Here is a 19,638-nt window from a genome sequence, read left to right as displayed (position 1 = left end):
TAAAATAATGAAACAATTTCTTTTCCTTTTAAGTACCATGCTATTGATATTAGTGTTAGCAGCTTGTAATTCAAACGGAACTGCACAAGATACATCAAATAAAACAATTAAAATAGGTTTTACACCTGGTCCATACAGCGACCAATTTCAATATGGCATTGCACCGATACTAAAAGAAAAAGGATACACAATTGAAACAATTGAATTCAGTAATATTGTCCAGCCTAATATCGCTTTAGGAGATGGCTCAATTGATGCTAATATTTTTCAGCACACGGCCTATTTGGAAAACTTTAAAAAAGAGAAGCATTTAGAATTGACAGAAATACTTAAAGTTCCTACTGCACCAATGGGGGTCTATTCAGATCGTTTTGATTCTATCGACAGTTTAGAAAAAAATAAAGAATATACAGTAGCAATTCCTAATGATCCAGCTAATATTGCACGTGCTCTAAGAATCTTAGGAGAGCTTGGATGGGTTGATTTAAAAGAAGGTTATTCACCTACTACAGTGAGTAAAGAAGATATCGCTAAATACGTCTACAACATTAAATTCATTGAAATGGAACAAGCACAATTGCCACGTTCACTATCTGACGTAGATTTTGCACTTGTAAATGGTAACTTTATTTTGTCATCTGGAAGAAAACTATCATCGAACTTAGCATTAGAGAACCCAACCTTCGAATACCAAAACCTATTAGCAGTTCGCACTGAGGATAAAGATAAAAAATTTGTAAAGGATTTAATTAAGGCATATCATTCTGCAGATTTTCAGAAATTTATTGAATCCAATAAAGACTACGAAGGATTTCACCGACCAGATTATTTTAAAGACTAATTCTTTATGAAATTAAAAAGATGACGTGCTTTTAAATAAATGCACGTCATCTACAATTTCGAACTTTATTTTACTAATTGCATGGCTGGACCAAAGAATTCATAATGAATTTTTTCGTCTTTCACGCCAATCTCATTTAAATTTTTAATGACCGCTTCCATAAAGCCAACAGGTCCACATACGTAAACATCTGCATTATTGGCTACTTTTTCAGCTAAAAATTCTTTTGTGATTTTCTTATCTTCATCCGAATATAACGCTGTGTATGTTGCATTTGGAAGCACATTTACTTTCTTTTGAATGTCATCGCTAAATGCTACAACTTTTTCATTGCGTGCACACTGGATAAAGCTCACTTCATTTGCCGCATCATCTTTTAGTGATTGCAGCATACTGTTTAATGGTGTTACACCGATACCACCGCTTACAAATGTAATTGGAGCAGAAGTTTCTTCTAAGACAAATAGTCCTGCTGGAACACTTACATCCACTAAATCTCCGACTTCTAATACGTCGTGAATAAAGTTAGATACTTTACCATTTGGCGTATGATCGCTTTCACGTTTTACAGAAATACGATAGCCGTCTTCTGTACTTGCTTGTGAAAGTGTATATTGACGGTTCATTAAATACTCTTCACCTGGTACTTTCACACGGATACTGATATATTGACCTGGCTCATAAGCTGGTAGAGGGGAACCATCTTCATTTTCAAAGTAGATAGATGTAACAAGATCACTTTCTACTACTTTTTTCGCTACTTTTAATGGTTTAAATAAGCGCCAGCCGCCATTACCCTCAGCTTTTTGATATAGCTCTTCTTCTACTTGAATGAAGATATCTGCAATGACGCCATATGCTTCAGCCCATGCATTAATGATATCATCTGTTGCCGCATCACCAAGCACTTCTTTAATCGCTTTTAGTAAGTTTTCTCCTACTATTGGATAATGCTCAGGTAAAATACCTAGACTACGGTGTTTATGGGCAATTAACATTACTGCTGGTAAAATAGCTCCTAAATTTTCAATATGAACTGCTGCAGCATAAACTGTGTTTGCTAACGCTGTTTGCTGACGGCCTTTTTCTTGATTTGTATGGTTAAAGATATTTAATAATTCTGGATGAGCTTGAAACATATTTTTGTAAAACGTTTTAGTAATCTCCACCCCATGAACTTCTAATACAGGAACTGTTGCTTTAATAATTTGTACTGTTTCTTGTTTTAACATATCGCTTACCACCCTTTCGTGATTACAATATAACGCTCTCACTTTTTAAAAGCAATATATAAAATACACCTTTAACAAAATGGACATAATTAATGTATTTTAAATACATCTTTAAAAAAGTATTGAATTTATAATACTTCAAGGTAAAAATGCTATAATTATTTTGAACTATAGAAAGTAGGGTGTTCTTATGCGCTTAACTTTATACACAGATTATTCCCTTCGAACACTCATATATTTGGGTGCAAAGGAAGATGGCCAATTATCAACTATCCAAGAAATTTCTGATGCTTATAATATATCGAAAAACCATTTAATGAAGGTGACACACCAACTTGGATTATTGGGCTATATAGAAACGATTCGAGGGCGCGGTGGAGGAATTCGCCTAGCAATTGATCCAAAGACCATTACAATTGGTGAAATAGTACGTCATACAGAAGAGGATTTTCACCTTGTCGAATGCTTTGACAAAGAAAATAATCTTTGTAAGATTGCTCCAGAATGCCAGCTAAAAGGCGTATTATACGAAGCTTTACAGGCCTATTTAACAGTCTTAGATCGCTATACTCTAGATGACTTTTTACATTCAAAAGAAAAGTTGATGGCACTGTTGCTTGGCGAATAAAAATACCCGTACAACTCAAGTTGGACGGGTATTTTTTATGTCTATATTTTTTTACAATGCCTTTGAAAAGAAAATCATATCTAGTGCACGAATTCCATTTTCATAGATGGGCTCAGAGTAATTACTGAAAAAATCTTTTTCAATGGCTTCCATACGAAAACCTGCTTTTTGATAGAAGGCAATATTATCAATACTAGAATTTGCAGTACCAACTATTATCGTTTGATATCCTTGTGATTGACAAATGCTTGTTATTTGTCGGAGTACCTCTTTCCCAAGTCCTTTACCTTGATACTTCGGTACAATCGAAATATTTTTTAACTCAACTGTCGAATCAGACTGTTCAAGAAGTAACGCTACACCCGCTAACTGCTCACCACATTTAATCTCATATAATTCACCGTCATTTAAATATTCTCGAACAGCGACTTCACTTTCATCAGCTAATAATAATTGTGGTAAATAGTCTTCCCGCACACCTTCCACTTTCTTTAAGGATGTACGATATCGAACAAAATCTTCGCACTCGAAAACATTTAAAACACACGGCTGCTTTTCTTTAATCTCTAACCATGAATGCTCTTGCGGAAAATCATTCTCAACTCCTAATCGAATAAAAGACAACTTTTCCTGTGCCTTTTGTGAGCGTATATTGACCTTTCTAGCTCCAGCAAAAACACGCTTTAGCCCTAACTCAAAGAATGCAATATCTAAGATTGCAACTTTCGATTGAAGATTATAGCCTTTTCCCCAAAATTCATGGCCCAGCCATGAGCCAATATGACAGCTCTTTTTATTGTGATCAATAAACATTAATGCCGTCACACCAATAAGTTGTCCTTCCTCATCTAAGACGACACGAGGGACTGTCTTTCCAGCTTCTTCGTCCACACATTCACGTTTAATAAAATTAATCGTATCTTCCACTTTGCCAGCAGGTAACCCTAGTGCATCTCGAACCTGTGGCATAGAAGACAATGCATGCATCGCTTCAGCATATTTTATATCATGTCTCACTAAAGTTACTACCATATGCTATTCTCCTTTTAATATGATTAAGACCTATTGCAACGGATTTTGTAACATTCTCTGCTTGCATAAGAGCTTATTCCGTCTATTTATTCATGTCTATCTATGGCTCATCACCATAACGTGGAGTTGATTTCCGTTCCGACTTGGCGCTTTGTTGCTGCCGCTTCGCTTTCGCACAGAGCAGAGCTTCCTGGAGGCGTCCGATGAGCCGCTTTTGTTGTTGCTGTCGCTACGCTTTCGCACAGAAAACATCCGCTGCGCTCCAGGGTCTCGGGCCAACACGATGTTGGTCACGAAGGCGTTATCACAGGATGTGATGGTCTTAGCCTTCGTTCCTCTATTGCTAATCCCCAAGGAATCGCCTAGTCTCCACTCCAATCAACTTATACACATAGTATTCGTTTTTTAAAAAATCATCCCTAACTTTTGACGACAAGGTATATTCATTTATCCCTAAATTTAATTATACGTTAGTTGCCAGGATACACCGAAACGATCTTGAATCCAGGCAAATTTCTTAGAAAACCCATAATTATTAAGTGGCATTAGAGCTTGTCCACCCTCTAAAATTTGAGCGGCTAGACTGTCAATTTCTTCTTCAGACGCACATTCGATAAAAATAGAAGTTGACGGTGTAAATGTAAAGTTATGCTTTATTACACTATCATTCACCATTATTTTCAAACCTTTTAAATGAAGAACAGCCATTGCAACCTGTTGTGAGTTTTCCATATAAGTTAAGCTTTCCACCTGTAATTCTGAAAACCACTGTTGATATTGCTGAATAGCTTCATTCGCTTGTCCCTGAAACATTAAAAATGGTGTGGCACTTTTCATTTATTTATCTCTCCTTCATATTTTGTAATCCATTGTGCTGGTGTCATTTTTGAAACAAGCTCTCCAATTAATTCATATGGAATATTTTTAGAGCTTGTAAAACGAATACAGCTTTTCCCCATATTGAGTTTCGTCGGTACTCTTTTCGCATATTCCTCTTGGAACCACGAGAGTAACGCTTGATCTGCATAAATGCCCATATGATAAACTGCAATATGACGTTTCTGTGCAGCAAGACTTATAAAGGGCAAGGGAGTATTGGGTGTGACATGATAGCCCTTCGGATAAGTAGTTAGTGGGACAACATAGCTTACCATGTCATAATACATACTTTCTTCAAAACCCTCTGGTAAATTGCTTTCTACCACATCCACAAGTTTGGCAAAACTCTCCCGCCATTTTTCATCCACTTGCTCAATATATGTGTTTTTCATACCCTTCCCTCTTTTCAACATAGTATTATTGCTAGGTGTGTATTTTTATTAATCAGAAGACTCATTCCATAACGTAGAATTGATTTCCGTTCCGACTAAATATTTAAGCGCTCCGCTACATAATAAATCCTAGTTGCTAACCCTCTGCCTTATTTCACAAGCTAGGCTAATCATAGGATTGCCAATCACAATGAATATAGCATCATTTAAAGGAATTAATAAAGCCTCTCTGTAATTTATGCTTTCCCCTCCGCCTTTGCTTTTCGGTATAATTCCTTTGTTTTGTAGCCTAGTCGAATAATTTCACGCATCTCCTCTAAACGTACTACTTGCGTCTCTTCCTTTTTCGCACTATAGATATATCGGGCCCAGTCCTTTTGATAACCCGGTGTTAATCCATCATAAAATATTAAATCATCCGGATTTTCCGCAAGTGAATCACGCAATTGAGGAATCATACCTTCATAGTCACTAACGCACTGACTACTCGCTGTCTTCTTCTTGCCGCGTCCCTTGCCATCTCTCTTTATACTAAATATAGAAAATGTCTCATCTAACGACATAAGACTTGCAAATTTATAATCACTGCCAACAATGTATTTTTCCTCGTCCACTTGAATTGCCGGGAAGATTTCATCACGGTGGATAAACTGTTCATACTTCTTATTACCCTTTTTCGGATAAACAAAAAATAAATAACCTTGTTCCGTAAGAGTGTTTAACTTTAGTACATTTTGTAAATACGTTACCATTTCATCAATAGTAAACACAAAGGCAATGATTCGATCATGAGGTGTATTTCCTGTTTGGGATATTCCCTCTAGTAGCATCTCCTGTGGTTGATTATGAATGGCTATGGACAGTCCATCCTTAATTTTAAATTTCTTTTGCATAGTTTTAACACCTCTTCTAATTATCAATGCAATTTTCTCTTAGTTTTGATAGTATAGCTGATTTAGTGTAATTTTCGTACAAAAAAACGCTCGAATATTCTCGAGCGTTTAAGATTGACATATGCTATTTAATTTTTGTAGTCGTAACTATTCCTCTGATAATCGGAATGGCTGTTACAATTAGTACTACTGGTAGAAACCACCAACCAATACTCTCTGCTTCCCCAATTGCAATACGTACCATTTGGAATGATATAGCTGCAAATGTAATTAGACAAAGGTTTTTTATTTCATTCAATATTTTTCGGCTATTTAAATAAAATGCCTCTACATTACTTTCATTTAAGCGTGCTGGGTAATTATGAATATGCGGAATTTTTTCAAGTAGCCCTAGTAATATCCACAGTAATATTCCGATAAACGGAAGGATGAGTAATTCTATTTTTGAACCCCACCGATTTACTTCTCCTGCACCATTAAAATGACCGGGAATCTTTTCGGGTAGTTGGCCCCACATTACAACAATATAAAAGATGGAAAGTACAAATAACCCGCCACCGATAAAGTCCCAAATCTTTTCATATTTCGTTTTTGGCAATTTCAAAATTGGCCTATACATCTTCCCACATCCTTACTTGTTCCTTTTCCTATTTTACGTTACTACAGTTCAATTAGTTTCAAATTTATGTAAATTGTCACAATTGTTTGTTACATACAGGTAACTATCCGCTTTCACTAACGGTAAAACAACAAACTATTCAGCTTTTTTATCATTCCTCCCACAAACAATTCCCTTATTATTCCTATTATACATTTCAAAAATACTCACAATACTTTGTAAATTTCATATAATCTGATATAAATGGTATAAACATATTTCATTTTTTTGTAACATTTCTACTAAATTACTGAGAAAGGAAACGACAACTATGCGATTTACTATCTACAAGAAGTTAGTACTCGGTTTTTTTATTGTTATTTTAGTATTAATTGGCACAATAGGATTAAATTTTAAACAGCTTAATTCAGTAAACAAGACATATCGTGTGTTACTCGAAGAACAAACAACTAAATCTATTAGTATTCAAGAGCTTCGCGCAATTGCTAAACAAGAAATTGTAAATATTAGAGGTTATCTATTACTTGGTAACGAGCAAAATTTTCAAAGTAATACGGCTTCACGTGAAGAATTTAAAAAGAAATATGATGAATTAAAGGCTTCGTTCGATTCTCAAAAATCTATCGAATTATTAGAGGCTATCAATAAAAGCGAGCAAGATGTCCAAAAGTTTGCAGATCGTATGTTTTCATTAAAGGATGCTGGAGAAACAGAGCAATACGAAAAGCTCGATAGTACACAAGGCCGCATACTTATTAAACAATTCGATAACCGTGTAGCTAACCTTGCTAACTACCAAGATGATTATATAAATGAAAAAATCGCTGCTACATCTAAAGAAATTCAGGCTATTAAATTTCAAATGATTATTCTTGGCATTTTTGCTGTTGTCATTAGTCTCATCATTGCTATGGTCATGGGGAGCCTTATCTCCCGCCCTATCAAAGGTATGGCAAAAGCTGCGAAAAAGATTGCTGATGGCGATTTAACAGCTGAGCAAATTCACATTAAGAATCGTGATGAGGTAGGTGATTTAGCACTTGCCTTTAATCAAATGGCAACAAATTTAAAGGATCTTATTACAAATGTACGTCATAACACCGTGCAAGTAAGTGGTTCTGCTGCTGAATTAACTGCAAGCGCTGAACAAACAATCCAAGCGACAGAACAAATTACTTCCTCTATACAAGAAGTTGCAAGTGGCTCCGAGGCCCAAGGAAAAAACGCTTCTGAAAGTTCAGCAGCCATGAAAACTATGACAAAAGGTATTCAACACTTGGCTGCGACGACAGCTGCCGTTTCAGAGCTTGCGATAGAAACAAATACTGAAGCTAATAACGGAAATGAATCGCTACACCGTGTTATTACACAGATGGACACAATTAATTCAGCGGTTTTAGAATCTGCTAGCGTTGTGAAAAATTTAGGAAATCATTCCTTCGAAATCGGAAATATTATTGGTCTCATCACGGATATCGCAGAGCAAACAAATTTACTAGCACTGAATGCTGCAATTGAGGCGGCACGTGCAGGGGATCATGGTCGCGGCTTTGCAGTAGTTGCAGATGAAGTGAAGAAATTAGCAGATCAATCTAAGCAATCAGCTGAACAAATTGCAAGTCTGATTTCAGAAATACAGCAGGATACAAACCGTGCCGTAACTGTTATGGAAACTGGTACACAAGAGGTAAAAGTCGGGATGCAAGTGGTAAAAGTAGCTGAGGAAGGCTTCTCAAAAATCGTTGAACTGATCGAACAAGTATCCCAACAAATCCAAGAAGCAACGACCGTTTCAGAGGAAATGTCGTCAAGTGCTGAGCAAATTTACGCATCCTTCGATGAAATTGCAACAATCGCACAGATGTCTTCTTCAAATCTACAAAATGTAGCTTCTGCTTCCGAGGAACAGCTAGCGACTATTGAAGAAGTTGCCGCTTCTGCTGCCACACTATCAAATATGGCCGAGGAGTTACAAACACAAGTTTCGCGCTTTAAAGTGGAGTAAAAAGTCTTTTCAAGAAGCTTGTTTAAAGTTATTAAATCTCCCGAATTGTATTTGTTCATTAAATACGATTCGGGAGATTACTTTTTTATGTGTCTATTAAATCTAGTATCCATTCAACGATTTCATTTATTGGATAGCTGATATTTTTACGGTAAATGTTCTTCTAAAGACATCGCCATTAATACTACTCGTTATGTATGCTTGGCTACATTTCTCTGTCTTCCTTCTGAAATCCAACTATGTCGCAGCTTACGTTTCAAGCCTTCCGATTCATGCAAAAGTTTTGCGTAAATCCATTGTCGTCACCCTTTATTTGTACTTTTCATTTAGCACATTTAACATCTTAATTACCGCAGTCTCGTCACTTGGTACTTGTAAGGACGCAAGGTCACGTACTTTATGTTCACCTACACAAACGCTTTCCTTCGCTTTTACAAACATGGATGCATCGTTCGCATCATTCCCAAACGCTATAAATTCACCTTCAGCGACACCTAACTTCATTAAGCCCTTCCATTTATCAATGCCATTCGGGCTCATATCTACAATATTTTCTGCACTATGCTCGTATAATGAAATAGGCAACTGCTGTAATTCAGCTACTATTTCTTTATGTTGCTCTCCTGGAAATAAAACAATTTTTACGAGATCGTTTAGTTCATGTAATGACACGTTTTTCGCAAGCTTTAATGGATCTAAATTTTGATAAATTGGATGTTCCTCACTACCTGTATACGCATAATCCCAATCACCATCAACTAAATACCGCAGTTGAAATGCCGAAATAATGTTTTGAATCTCTTCTACAATTTCTGCTGCAAATGCTGTCACCTCAACAGTTTCTCCGTTCTGTGCAACAAATGCACCATTTCCCCCTACCATTGGAAATTTGCGCATTGCTTCCGGTAATACAGGTAATAAATCACGAATTGGACGAGCTGATGCAAAAATGATTTCATGGCCATTCTCGATACAAGCTTCTAGAGCATTAGTAATTCCCTTACTTAATGGTTGGCCCTTAAAACAAATCGTACCGTCTAAATCAAATACAAATTTCATAGTCACGCCTTCTTTCTAAACTGATAAATACTCACTTATTATCTCATAAATATTTACATTCATTGCAAAAATAATAATTATTATCATAACGTGGGGTTGATTTCCGTTCCGGCTAGGCGCTTTGTTGTTGCTGTCGCGACGTTTTCTCACAGGGGTTTTTTTATTATCAAATGATTGACTTTATAATAAATTGTTGCCCCACCGTAACGAGACAGAAAAAAAATAATTTTTTGAATATTGTTGACAAATCAAAAATACCCAAGTATCATTGCTTTCAACAACACATTATTGTAGGCCAAGATTGGAAATAGTAGAAATGCAAGTGTACTTGTAGAGAGTCGGTGGTTGGTGCAAACCGATAGGCACACATTTTGAACTCGTCCATGAGCCACTCCCTGAACTTTGAGTAAGGGACGTCGGTTTCCTCCGTTAACGGGATAGACAGCGATGACTGTCGATAAGGGGACTTTTTCTATAAAGAGAAGGTCAATTAGAGTGGTACCGCGAGCATAAACTCGTCTCTATATTTTTATATAGAGGCGGGTTTTTTATTTTTATTTTTATTGAAAATTGGCCTAGGTGTGAATTTCGTCTCTAGCCCCAGAGCTACCAGTTCAAAGCAGAGACAATATTAATATAATGACAACTACAACAAAAGGAGTGTTTGAAAATGGGAAGAAAAATTTGGGTGTTTGATACAACTTTACGTGATGGCGAGCAAGTGCCTGGTGCAAAACTGAATTTATACGAAAAAGTAGAGATTGCACAGCAACTCAAAAAATTAGGCGTCGATATTATCGAGGCTGGTTTCCCGGCTTCATCACAAGGAGATTTTGATGCAGTTAAAGCTGTCGCACAAAAAGTTGGTCATACAAATGACATTATGATTACTGCTTTAGCACGTGCTGTACAGGCAGATATTGATGCTGTTTATAACGCTGTAAAATATGCTGAAAATCCGATGATTCATATGGTGCTTGGTACTTCTGATATTCATGTTGAAAAAAAATTTAGCAAATCCAAGGATCAAATTCTACAGATTGGCGTTGATGCAGTAAAATATGCGAAAACGCTGCTACCCCAAGTCCAATATTCAACAGAAGACGCATCTCGTTCAGATTTCGAGTATCTTTGGAAAACAATCGAAGCCGTAATGAAGGCTGGTGCAACAATGATTAATGTACCTGACACAGTCGGCTTTGCAGAACCAGAAGAATTCGGAGCGATGATTTATAAACTAAATGAGCGTATGAAAAATCTAGACGATAGCGTTTTGTTGAGTGTTCATTGCCATAATGATCTTGGTATGGCCACTGCTAACACGCTTGCTGCGATTAAAAACGGCGCGGATAAAGTAGAATGTACAATTAACGGCATTGGCGAACGCGCAGGAAATGCAGCATTAGAAGAAGTTGTCATGGCGTTGAAAACACGTGGCTCTGTATACAATGCTGAGACACGTATTAACACAAGAGAAATTATGAATACATCTCGTCTTGTTTCAAGCTTTATGGGCTTAGACGTACAAGTAAACAAAGCGATTACTGGGGATAATGCTTTTGCCCATTCCTCTGGTATTCATCAAGACGGCCTTCTAAAATCTCGTGATGCCTATGAAATTGTCCATCCAGAAGATGTAGGTCTTGACGATATGGAGCTAGTCCTTACAGCTCGCTCTGGCCGTCACGCGGTGAAAAATGCCCTTGAAAAACTCGGCTTTTCCAATCTTTCAGCGGATGAATTTGAAGGAATCTTCGAAGGCTTCTTAAAGCTTGCGGACGCAAAGAAAGAAGTTTACGATCACGATTTATATGTTATTGTGGAAAGCTATTATGAGAAACATGACGCAAACAATGCTAATGCCACTCATTACAGTGATCAGTTCTTCGACTTCGATGATTTACAAGTCGTCAGCAACGCAAGCTTCCCTTCTGCTAGTGTGAGAGTACGTAAAGGCGGGGAGGTATTTAAAGCAAGTGCAGTTGGCTCAGGTCCGATTGACGCCCTATATTCAGCCATCGCAGAAATTACAAACATTGATGTGAAACTTGTAGAATATAATATCAATAGTGTTTCTCGTGGTAAAGAAGCGCTTGGAAAAGTAAAAATCACAATCGAGCATGAGGGTGAAAAATATATCGCAAAAGCCGCAGATACAGATATTTTAAAAGCGAGTGCGCTAGCTTATATTAATGCTATCAATAGTATTGTTGTTGCTAAGTTAACGCCTGTTATGAATTAAAATAGATCAATTATGCCTCGGTAAAATTGTAGCTGTCGCTTTGCTTTCGCTACAGATAAACAATGCTTCCGGAAAGAAGTTAAAAGCAGTATGACACCATTAAGTCATACTGCTTTCATTTTCCCTAGCGGCTACCTTCCACTAACTTTTGATATTCCTCTTCAATTAATTCAACATCAAGACGTTCAAACAGTGGTGTCACTTCGCTAATGCTTGCTGGTAAGTCCACTTGCTCATGCCACATCACTTCATTGATTCCTAACATTTTTCTCACCTTCTCAGCTGAAAACGGTAAAAATGGATGCAACAGCTGTCCAAGATTAGCAATCATATAAACACACGTTGCTAGTGTTCGATTGCCAGCTTCCACATTCTCTTTCACCTGTAGCCAAGGTTGCTGCTCATCAAAATAGCGATTAGCTGCACGAATATATTCAAAAATAGCCTCTAGAGCTTGTTTAAAATGACCCGCTTCTATATGAATCCCAATATCATCAAATAGCTGAATCGTGTGTTTTCGAATAATGGCATCTATCTCGGCTTGAGGCACTTTGCTATCGAAAGATTTCTCTAAAAACTTCAATGTTCGATTGACAAAATTACCGTAAGCGCCGAGTAATTCGCCATTATGGCTATAAATAAATTCTCGCCAAGAGAAATCAGTATCACGATTTTCTGGCGCATTCATTGTTAAAAAATAACGAATAGAATCTGCATCGTATCGACTCAAAATATACGGCACCCATACTGCCCAGTTTTGGCTCGTCGATAATTTCCGTTTTTCTAATGTCAAATATTCATTTGATACAATATGTGTAGGTAAGGCTTTTGCCCCTATCCCCATAAGAATAGCTGGCCATATAACTGTATGGAACGGAATATTATCTTTACCATGCACATAATACGAAATCGTTTCTTCATTCCACAAATCTTCAATCGCTATTTGATGCTGCTTCGCCCATTCAATACTCGCTGTTAAGTAACCTGCTACTGCTTCAATCCACACATATATTTTTTTGCCTTCAAAACCTGGCACTGGCACATCGATACCATTTGGCAAATCCCTTGTTACAGCACGGTCCGGAACCCCTTCTGCCAAGTAACGTTCTGTTAAACCTAAAGCATTGTCCCGCCAACGTTTTTCTGCCTTTGCTTCTGCTAAATAAGTCTCCAGTCTCCCTTGAAACTGACTAAATGCAAAATAAAAATGCTCTGTCTCCCTGATAATTGGCTCATTCCCACAAATTTTACAACGTTTATCGATTAAATCGAGTGGGTCTAAAATTGTTGAGCAATTATCACATTGATCACCACGCGCCTTCGCACCACAGTTTGGGCAAATCCCCTCTACAAACCGATCCGGCAAAAACTGCTTGTCCGTTTCACAATAGGCTTGTTCAATTTTCTTTTTGTATAAAAAATTGTTCGCTAGTAGCTGTAAAAAAATTGTTTGAACAGATTCATGATGGTGCTGCGCATCTGTTCTCGTATACAAATCATAGGTAAATCCTAAATCATTGAAGCATCTTGTAAACTCCTCGTGATAATGATCAGCAATTGCTTCCGTTGTCGTGTTTTCCTGTGCAGCACGAAGTGATATCGGCGTGCCATTACAATCACTTCCCGAAACATATAAAACCTTCTCGCCCTTTTGTCGGTAATATCTAGCCAAAATATCACCCGGTAATAATGCGGCAACATGCCCTAAATGCAAAGAACCATTTGCATATGGCCACGCGCCTCCAATAACGATTGTCATCCTAAGTTGCTCCCCTCGAAAAAAAGTGTAAATCAATTACGCCTCGGCGTAATTGCGTCTGGATTTTGAATTGTGCTAGCACAATTCTTCCTTTTAAAACCCATGACATCCGCCGGAGGCTTTATCTTTATTCAGGTAAGCCCTGAATGAAGATAAAAAAAAACGCCCTAATCAAAATTGATTAGGACGAGTATACCCGTGTTACCACCTATATTTACAAATAGCTCACACTATTTGCCTCCATCAGTACGTCTCATCTTATTAAATCAATTATGCCGCGGCATAATTGCGTCCGGAATCAGCTAGAAGAAGAGAGAGATACTGCCGCTGTTATAACGAGTGCCCATCTCGTCGTAATCTACTCGCAAACTTGCTTTCGGTACGAAGCTCAAAGGTCATTTTCAAAAGGGATCATTTACCTCATTTCCACCAACAGAGGCTCTCTATATAATGCTTCTCCAATTTACTTTTCCTTATCAATGCTTTTACTATAGATTTCCACCATTTTACTCTTTCTTCTTTTGAATTGCAATGGATGTCGATAAATATCTGAAAGTTCTCGATAAAATGAAAAAGTTAGGCGATAAAACAAAAAAGTTGGGTGATAAATCAGAGAATGTAGTCGATAAAATCTTATCCTAGCAGCTTTAAATCAAGTAGCTCATTTAAATCATCAATAATAATGTCTGCTTTTTGTAATTCTGTGTCCTGCGCAAAGTCGAAACGGACACCAACAGAGAGTAACTGATTGTCATGAGCCGCCTGAATATCAGAAGAACGATCTCCTACAACTGCGCCGCGTTCAATGGCATTTTCCTCGATGATCTTTTTCACTAAATCAGATTTATGACCACTCGAAATGGATTGAATACTATATGTACCGTTAATAAAACGCTGTAATTGATAGGTTTCTACTATTGCTTGTAAATACTCGGTTTGCCCATTACTGGCAATGAATAAATTATAGTTTTCTGCCAACATAGCAAGTGTTTGCTCTGCATTTGGATACAAAGCGCCCTGGCGATTACGTATTTGTTCAATCAGCTTAACATGGAATAATGCGTTGCTTTCTTCACGTGTCTCTAGCGTGTGCATAGGACATAACGTTTCCCAAACAACAGGTAATGGAACCCCCATAATTTCGCGGTATTTCTCTATTGGTGTTTCTCCCTGCCACAAGCTCTTTGCACGTAGCACATCGAATGTTGCCGATAATGCTGGCTCTAATATTAGGTTTGTTTGAAATAAAGTACCATCCATATCAAAAATAATAGCTTTTTTCATAAAATCACCCCTTCTGTATTATTAACGTTTTCTCCTCTTTTATTGTTCTCGTTAATATTATACAATTTTAAATATGAGACCCCTCTAGTTTCCTAAACTAAAAGGGGCTCCGTATTTTTAAGGTTCTAAGGGGACTATCATTTCTAATTCCTTTATTTCTTTCCAATAACCTTGCTCATCCGTCTTACCTGGTTTAAGTGTAAATGATTTTGGCATTTTCTCCATAGGAGGCAGTACTAGAATAATATGATGTCCATAATCCTTGGTTGCACCTATTTGCATATTTGCGCTATCGTATAACTTCCCTTCACTATCAATTACCTCAAACTCAAAAAATGGCCATTTATCATTTCTATCTTGTTCTCTTGGGTAATCTACTAGGACATCTATGCGTGTCGATAGTGGTGTGGATGATACCTGTGCAACGTTTAACTTATATAACCCATTGTTAGTACTAGATTTTACATTTGGATAGAAGCTAATAACTTCTTCCTTTAATTTTTCCAGAGTAAAATCCACATGCCAATTACCTTTGTAGCCAAATAAATCTCTCCCATTCAAGGCTACTTCAATTTTATCCCCGTATATATCTGTATTTGATAACGTTAATTCATGATGCTCAATAATTGTGTTTTTATCTATATCATCTTGGCCTGTAGAACCTACCGCAACATCTATTGGCTCCCCATTGACCGTTAGCATATTAGTACCTACATTCTCTTCTTCTAAAGAAACCCCATTCTGCCCTGTATATGCAACCGTAACTAATAATCTATTACCATCATATACCGCTTCTTCAACAGCCATTGTAAGACCTGCATGAGTATCCTTCTTTCCTATTTCCGTCATGAAATGTTTTTGTTCAATTTTTTTAGCTGCAATATCCCCAAACTCAACATAAATGGCTCCAATATAAGGTACATTGGCAAGTGCAGTAGCTATTGTAGGGGAGAAAAATCCCGAACCTAGTAGCGCTATGCACAATCCGCAGGCAACAAGAAGAGGTTTTATAATTCTAATGATCCGCTTCTTCCTTTTTGCTGCACTTATTGCCGCCTGCTCTCTCATCATCAATTGTTGAAGTGGAATATCGATACGATCCATAGATTGATTATTATTTTCCTTACTCATACAAGTAGCCCTCCTTTAAGATTGGTTTTAACTCTTTCTTAGCTCTATTAATATAGGATTTCACTGTACCTTCAGGACATCCCAGCATTTTTGCAATCTCTTTGACAGAAAAATCATGATAAAAGCGTAACCACATAATCGTTTTATACTTATCATCTAATGTTTCAATAGCCTCTTTTAAATCCATTGAATAAGTAACATTCTCCATATTTTGATTTCCTGCTATCTCTGCAAAAAACTCCGCATCTCCTGGAGTGAATTTTCTTGAATCTTTTCTAATAAAATCTATAGATTTATAAACCACAATCTTAATAATCCATCCTGGAAAACTATTTGGATTTTTTAATGTTGTCAATGTTGTATAAGCTTTATAAATAGACTCTTGATAAATATCAAGCGCATCCTGTTCATTTCGAACATACGAATAGGCAGTACGATATAATTTCTCGCGCATTAAAGCAATCAACTGCTCAAATGCTTCATCATCCCCCCTTTTTGCGCTCTTAACCAATTTTTCTATATCCACCTAATCTCCTCCTTCCGGTTACACTTTAAAGTCGTTTGAGAAAAGGAAAACGTTGCAAAAAAAAATAGATGCCCTCCTCTTAAAGATAGAGACACCTATTTTTTAATATTAATCAAAAAACTCCATATGCGTTTTTTCCTTCTTATAGTAATCCAGTCGATCTTGTAAAGTCCCTGTATGGAATTCGAATTTATGACCGTCTGGATCTGTGAAGTAAATTGATTTTTTATCTCGCACATCTCTTTGTCTGCCTTCCAAAATATTGACATTATAATGGACTAGCTTTTCATACATTTTGTCAAAATCGTCCTCCTGGATAGAAAACGCTATATGTGTATAGGATTGATGTATGTCATTGCGTGGGATATCCTTTTCTACATTCAGGGCAAGCCACAGCCCATTTACATCTAAATAGGCTGTAGTTCTACCCTTCACTAATAATTTTGCGTCAAAAACCTTTTCATAAAATGCAATAGATTCCTCTAGATTTGAAACTGAAAATAATAAATGATTAATATTCTGGATTTTCATGCGTGTACCCCCAACTATGAAATCGCTGATAACTCGCTCACTCTCATATCAAGTTTAATTTGATTTTTTACCTTTCTTTAAGCCTTTCGCAATTTGCTTCGATTTGCGTTGTTCATTTAGTCTTGCTTGAGCATTTGTTTTGCGTTCGATAAAAGCAAGCTCTCTTTGCAATTTAAAGTAGCTTTGGAGACGCGATTGATCCAGCTCGCCATCAGTAATTGCTTGCTGTACAGCACAATGTGGCTCCTTCTGATGTGTGCAATCTCTGTAACGACAGGCTGCAGAAAGTTCCTCAATATCCCGAAAACTAGAAGACAAACTATCACTTTGATCCCATAACTGTAGCTCGCGCATGCCAGGCGTATCAATTAAACAGCCGCCACCTGACAATAAAACTAACTCACGATGTGTTGTTGTATGGCGCCCCTTCGCATCATCTTCTCGAATACCCGAAACCTTCATAAGCTCCTCACCACTAAGCGCATTTGTCAAAGTGGATTTCCCTGCGCCAGAAGAGCCGAGTAATGCTCCCGTCACACCTTCCGTAAATAGCGCACGAATATCTTCTAAGCCCTCGCCTGACAGAGCACTAGTCACAAAAACATCCACACCAAACGCTACAGACTCAACCTCACGTAGTTTACTAGAAACATCTTCACAGAGATCGGCCTTTGTCAATACAACGACCGGCTTCGCACCTGAATCCCACGCAGCTACTAAATAACGTTCTAAACGACGAATATTAAAATCAGCATTTAAGCTCATAACTAGAAGTACGATATCAACGTTCGACGCTACAATCTGCTCTTGTATTTCCAGCCCCGCGGCCTTACGGGAAAAAACTGATTTTCGTGTAAACAATTTATGAATAATCGCCTTTTCCTCACCCTGCATTTTCTCAACTAGCACCCAATCTCCTACTGCTGGGAAATCTTCACGCGCTAATGATGTATACGCGTAATGTCCAGCAATCGTTGCCAGCCACTCTCCTTCTTCAGCCAGTACACGATAGGAATGCTTATGCTCTAAAGTAACCCTAGCCGGCACACAATTCGCCAGCTTAGCCTCCTGTTTAAATCCAGTCATTTGCTCCTCAAAATATGTTGAAAATCCTAAAGTTGTTAAATTCAATTTGTTTTCCTCCTAAATGTGAATATCCTTTGTACTCAATTGATACTAAACACAAAAAAACCTTGTCTCTGCGCAATTCGGCAGTTACAAGGTTCACAGGCACATTTAAGAGAATATACAAATCACCACAGTTGTGATTTAAATACACTGCGTGGTCAATTTATATATTTTAGGCGTGTGAAACTGAACAAACCGAATTGCAGTTCGTTAAAAACGGATCTATTCATCATGTCACATCACCTACTTCCGATTTAGTTATTTTCAATATAGCGAAATATTCCGAAATTGTCAATTATATTCTAACAAGCATGTACCCCCTCCCTCCCTGCATACAATGAACAAGACCATTATTGACGGAGGAGATGTTGAATTGTCAAAAATCATTTCTATCAGTACATACCAACCACCGTACACATTACAACAGACAAATGCGGAGGAGCTAACGAAGGAGCTTTTTCATGCAAAGATTCCTAAATTAGAACGCTACTTAAAAGTTTTTGAGAATGGTGGTATTGCAACACGCCATTTTTGTGTACCATCAGAATGGCATCGTACTGATCATTCCTTTGAGGAACGAAACGATTTATATATTGAACTGGCTACACAATATAGCGTTGACGTCATTCAAGCCTGTTTACAAAATGAAGCGTTTTTACAATCACCGATTTCTCCTAAAGACATTGATGCCATCATTTTCGTGAGTTCTACTGGCATTTCCACACCAAGTATTGATGCACGAGTTATGAATAAACTTCCTTTTTCAGACAGACTTAAACGTATTCCACTTTGGGGACTTGGCTGCGCTGGTGGGGCGGCCGGCGTTAGTAGAGCCTATGATTTCTGTCGTGCCCATCCAGAAGCAAAAGTTCTTGTCGTTTGTGTCGAGCTTTGTAGTCTAACCTTTCAGCCAAATGATTTTTCAAAAAGTAATTTAATCGGTGCCTCTCTTTTTGCAGATGGAGCAGCATGTATACTCGTCTGTGGAGATAAAGTGAATATCACAGTAAAAAAACCCTTACCTGCTATTATTGGGACTGGCTCTAAATGGATGCCAGATTCAGAAAATGTTATGGGTTGGAATATTAAAAATAATGGTCTTCATGTCGTTTTTCAGAAAAGTATTCCTGCCATCATCACCAATTGGCTCGGGCCATTCATTGAACAATTTTTATTGGAGCATGAACTATACAGTGAACAGCTTAACCATTTCATTGCACATCCTGGCGGTAAAAAAGTGTTAAAAGCATATGAAGATACTCTTTATCTAGCTCCCCAAAAAACCGACATTTCTCGGGAAATATTAAAATATCATGGAAATATGTCATCTCCTACGGTGCTATATGTATTGGAGCAATTTATGTTAAACGAAGGACAAGTAGAGGATACCGGTTTGCTCGTCGCTCTCGGCCCTGGCTTCTGTGCTGAAGCTGTATTACTTAAATGGAGGGAGTAGC

The 19,638-nt window shown here is 37.5% G+C and carries 18 protein-coding genes and 2 other annotated features; of the genes, 5 read left to right on the top strand and 13 right to left on the bottom strand.

The genetic code is table 11. From position 1 onward, the window contains the following. Window positions 1-7 precede the first annotated feature (7 nt). Window positions 8-841 carry a MetQ/NlpA family ABC transporter substrate-binding protein gene (locus ACYQ73_RS19435; RefSeq protein ID WP_460013970.1) on the top strand — a complete coding sequence of 278 codons (834 nt, stop codon included), beginning with the start codon at window positions 8-10 and terminating at the stop codon, window positions 839-841. A gap of 65 nt (window positions 842-906) precedes the next feature. Here the strand turns inward: ACYQ73_RS19435 and hmpA are convergent, their stop codons facing one another. Then, entirely contained in the window at window positions 907-2,073 is a 1,167-nt protein-coding gene (gene hmpA / locus ACYQ73_RS19430; RefSeq protein WP_460013969.1) for an NO-inducible flavohemoprotein, read from the bottom strand. 190 nt (window positions 2,074-2,263) lie between these two features. On the opposite strand from hmpA, the gene ACYQ73_RS19425 reads away from it, so the two are divergent. After that, window positions 2,264-2,701: an Rrf2 family transcriptional regulator gene (locus ACYQ73_RS19425; RefSeq protein WP_415730773.1), complete on the top strand. Its 438-nt coding sequence runs from the start codon at window positions 2,264-2,266 to the stop codon at window positions 2,699-2,701. A gap of 51 nt (window positions 2,702-2,752) precedes the next feature. On the opposite strand, the gene ACYQ73_RS19420 is transcribed toward ACYQ73_RS19425, so the two are convergent. The 5 genes from ACYQ73_RS19420 to ACYQ73_RS19400 all read right to left on the bottom strand — a co-directional run bounded on the left by ACYQ73_RS19420 (window position 2,753) and on the right by ACYQ73_RS19400 (window position 6,516). Next, on the bottom strand, window positions 2,753-3,733 hold the full coding sequence (locus ACYQ73_RS19420; protein WP_460013968.1) for a GNAT family N-acetyltransferase: 981 nt from the start codon (window positions 3,731-3,733) through the stop codon (window positions 2,753-2,755). A 459-nt stretch (window positions 3,734-4,192) separates the two neighbouring features. After that, window positions 4,193-4,570: a VOC family protein gene (locus ACYQ73_RS19415; RefSeq protein WP_460013967.1), complete on the bottom strand. Its 378-nt coding sequence runs from the start codon at window positions 4,568-4,570 to the stop codon at window positions 4,193-4,195. After that, complete coding sequence (locus ACYQ73_RS19410) at window positions 4,567-5,004, bottom strand: DUF1801 domain-containing protein (protein ID WP_460013966.1); 438 nt, start codon at window positions 5,002-5,004, stop codon at window positions 4,567-4,569. The genes ACYQ73_RS19415 and ACYQ73_RS19410 overlap by 4 nt, the downstream gene beginning before the upstream one ends. Before the next feature lie 236 nt (window positions 5,005-5,240). Next, window positions 5,241-5,897, bottom strand: a complete 657-nt coding sequence (locus ACYQ73_RS19405) for a YdeI/OmpD-associated family protein (protein WP_460013965.1) — start codon at window positions 5,895-5,897, stop codon at window positions 5,241-5,243. A 124-nt stretch (window positions 5,898-6,021) separates the two neighbouring features. Further along, window positions 6,022-6,516 carry a DUF1648 domain-containing protein gene (locus ACYQ73_RS19400; RefSeq protein ID WP_460013964.1) on the bottom strand — a complete coding sequence of 165 codons (495 nt, stop codon included), beginning with the start codon at window positions 6,514-6,516 and terminating at the stop codon, window positions 6,022-6,024. 310 nt (window positions 6,517-6,826) lie between these two features. On the opposite strand from ACYQ73_RS19400, the gene ACYQ73_RS19395 reads away from it, so the two are divergent. Continuing rightward, window positions 6,827-8,521: a methyl-accepting chemotaxis protein gene (locus ACYQ73_RS19395; RefSeq protein ID WP_460013963.1), complete on the top strand. Its 1,695-nt coding sequence runs from the start codon at window positions 6,827-6,829 to the stop codon at window positions 8,519-8,521. Window positions 8,522-8,830: 309 nt separating this feature from the next. Here ACYQ73_RS19395 and ACYQ73_RS19390 read toward each other — a convergent pair whose 3' ends face one another. Further along, window positions 8,831-9,580: an HAD-IIB family hydrolase gene (locus ACYQ73_RS19390; RefSeq protein ID WP_460013962.1), complete on the bottom strand. Its 750-nt coding sequence runs from the start codon at window positions 9,578-9,580 to the stop codon at window positions 8,831-8,833. A gap of 288 nt (window positions 9,581-9,868) precedes the next feature. Next, window positions 9,869-10,106 (top strand) — a binding site (T-box leader). A 144-nt stretch (window positions 10,107-10,250) separates the two neighbouring features. On the opposite strand from ACYQ73_RS19390, the gene ACYQ73_RS19385 reads away from it, so the two are divergent. Then, window positions 10,251-11,822, top strand: coding sequence for a 2-isopropylmalate synthase (locus ACYQ73_RS19385; protein ID WP_460013961.1), 1,572 nt, complete (start codon window positions 10,251-10,253; stop codon window positions 11,820-11,822). 124 nt (window positions 11,823-11,946) lie between these two features. On the opposite strand, the gene metG is transcribed toward ACYQ73_RS19385, so the two are convergent. From metG to rsgA, 6 genes are all read right to left on the bottom strand, one after another. Beyond that, window positions 11,947-13,581, bottom strand: coding sequence for a methionine--tRNA ligase (gene metG, locus ACYQ73_RS19380; protein WP_460013960.1), 1,635 nt, complete (start codon window positions 13,579-13,581; stop codon window positions 11,947-11,949). Window positions 13,582-13,760: 179 nt separating this feature from the next. Continuing rightward, window positions 13,761-14,070 (bottom strand) — a binding site (T-box leader). Between the two features lie 144 nt (window positions 14,071-14,214). Further along, the gene (locus tag ACYQ73_RS19375; protein WP_460013959.1) at window positions 14,215-14,865 is read right to left on the bottom strand and encodes an NIF family HAD-type phosphatase; all 651 of its coding nucleotides are present in this window, start codon (window positions 14,863-14,865) and stop codon (window positions 14,215-14,217) included. Window positions 14,866-14,982: 117 nt separating this feature from the next. Beyond that, window positions 14,983-15,996, bottom strand: coding sequence for a DUF4179 domain-containing protein (locus tag ACYQ73_RS19370; RefSeq protein WP_460013958.1), 1,014 nt, complete (start codon window positions 15,994-15,996; stop codon window positions 14,983-14,985). Next, the gene (locus ACYQ73_RS19365; protein ID WP_460013957.1) at window positions 15,989-16,522 is read right to left on the bottom strand and encodes a sigma-70 family RNA polymerase sigma factor; all 534 of its coding nucleotides are present in this window, start codon (window positions 16,520-16,522) and stop codon (window positions 15,989-15,991) included. The genes ACYQ73_RS19370 and ACYQ73_RS19365 overlap by 8 nt, the downstream gene beginning before the upstream one ends. Window positions 16,523-16,630: 108 nt before the next feature. Continuing rightward, a complete protein-coding gene (gene fosM / locus ACYQ73_RS19360) occupies window positions 16,631-17,053 on the bottom strand; it encodes a FosM family fosfomycin resistance protein (protein ID WP_460013956.1) in 423 nt (140 codons plus the stop codon). A 54-nt stretch (window positions 17,054-17,107) separates the two neighbouring features. After that, window positions 17,108-18,184, bottom strand: coding sequence for a ribosome small subunit-dependent GTPase A (gene rsgA / locus ACYQ73_RS19355; protein WP_460013955.1), 1,077 nt, complete (start codon window positions 18,182-18,184; stop codon window positions 17,108-17,110). Between the two features lie 370 nt (window positions 18,185-18,554). On the opposite strand from rsgA, the gene ACYQ73_RS19350 reads away from it, so the two are divergent. Continuing rightward, a complete protein-coding gene (locus ACYQ73_RS19350; protein WP_460013954.1) occupies window positions 18,555-19,637 on the top strand; it encodes a type III polyketide synthase in 1,083 nt (360 codons plus the stop codon). Window position 19,638 lies beyond the last annotated feature (1 nt).

The sequence above is a fragment of the Lysinibacillus sp. CTST325 genome (assembly GCF_054665055.1).
This window is presented reverse-complemented; position numbering and strand designations above follow the sequence as displayed.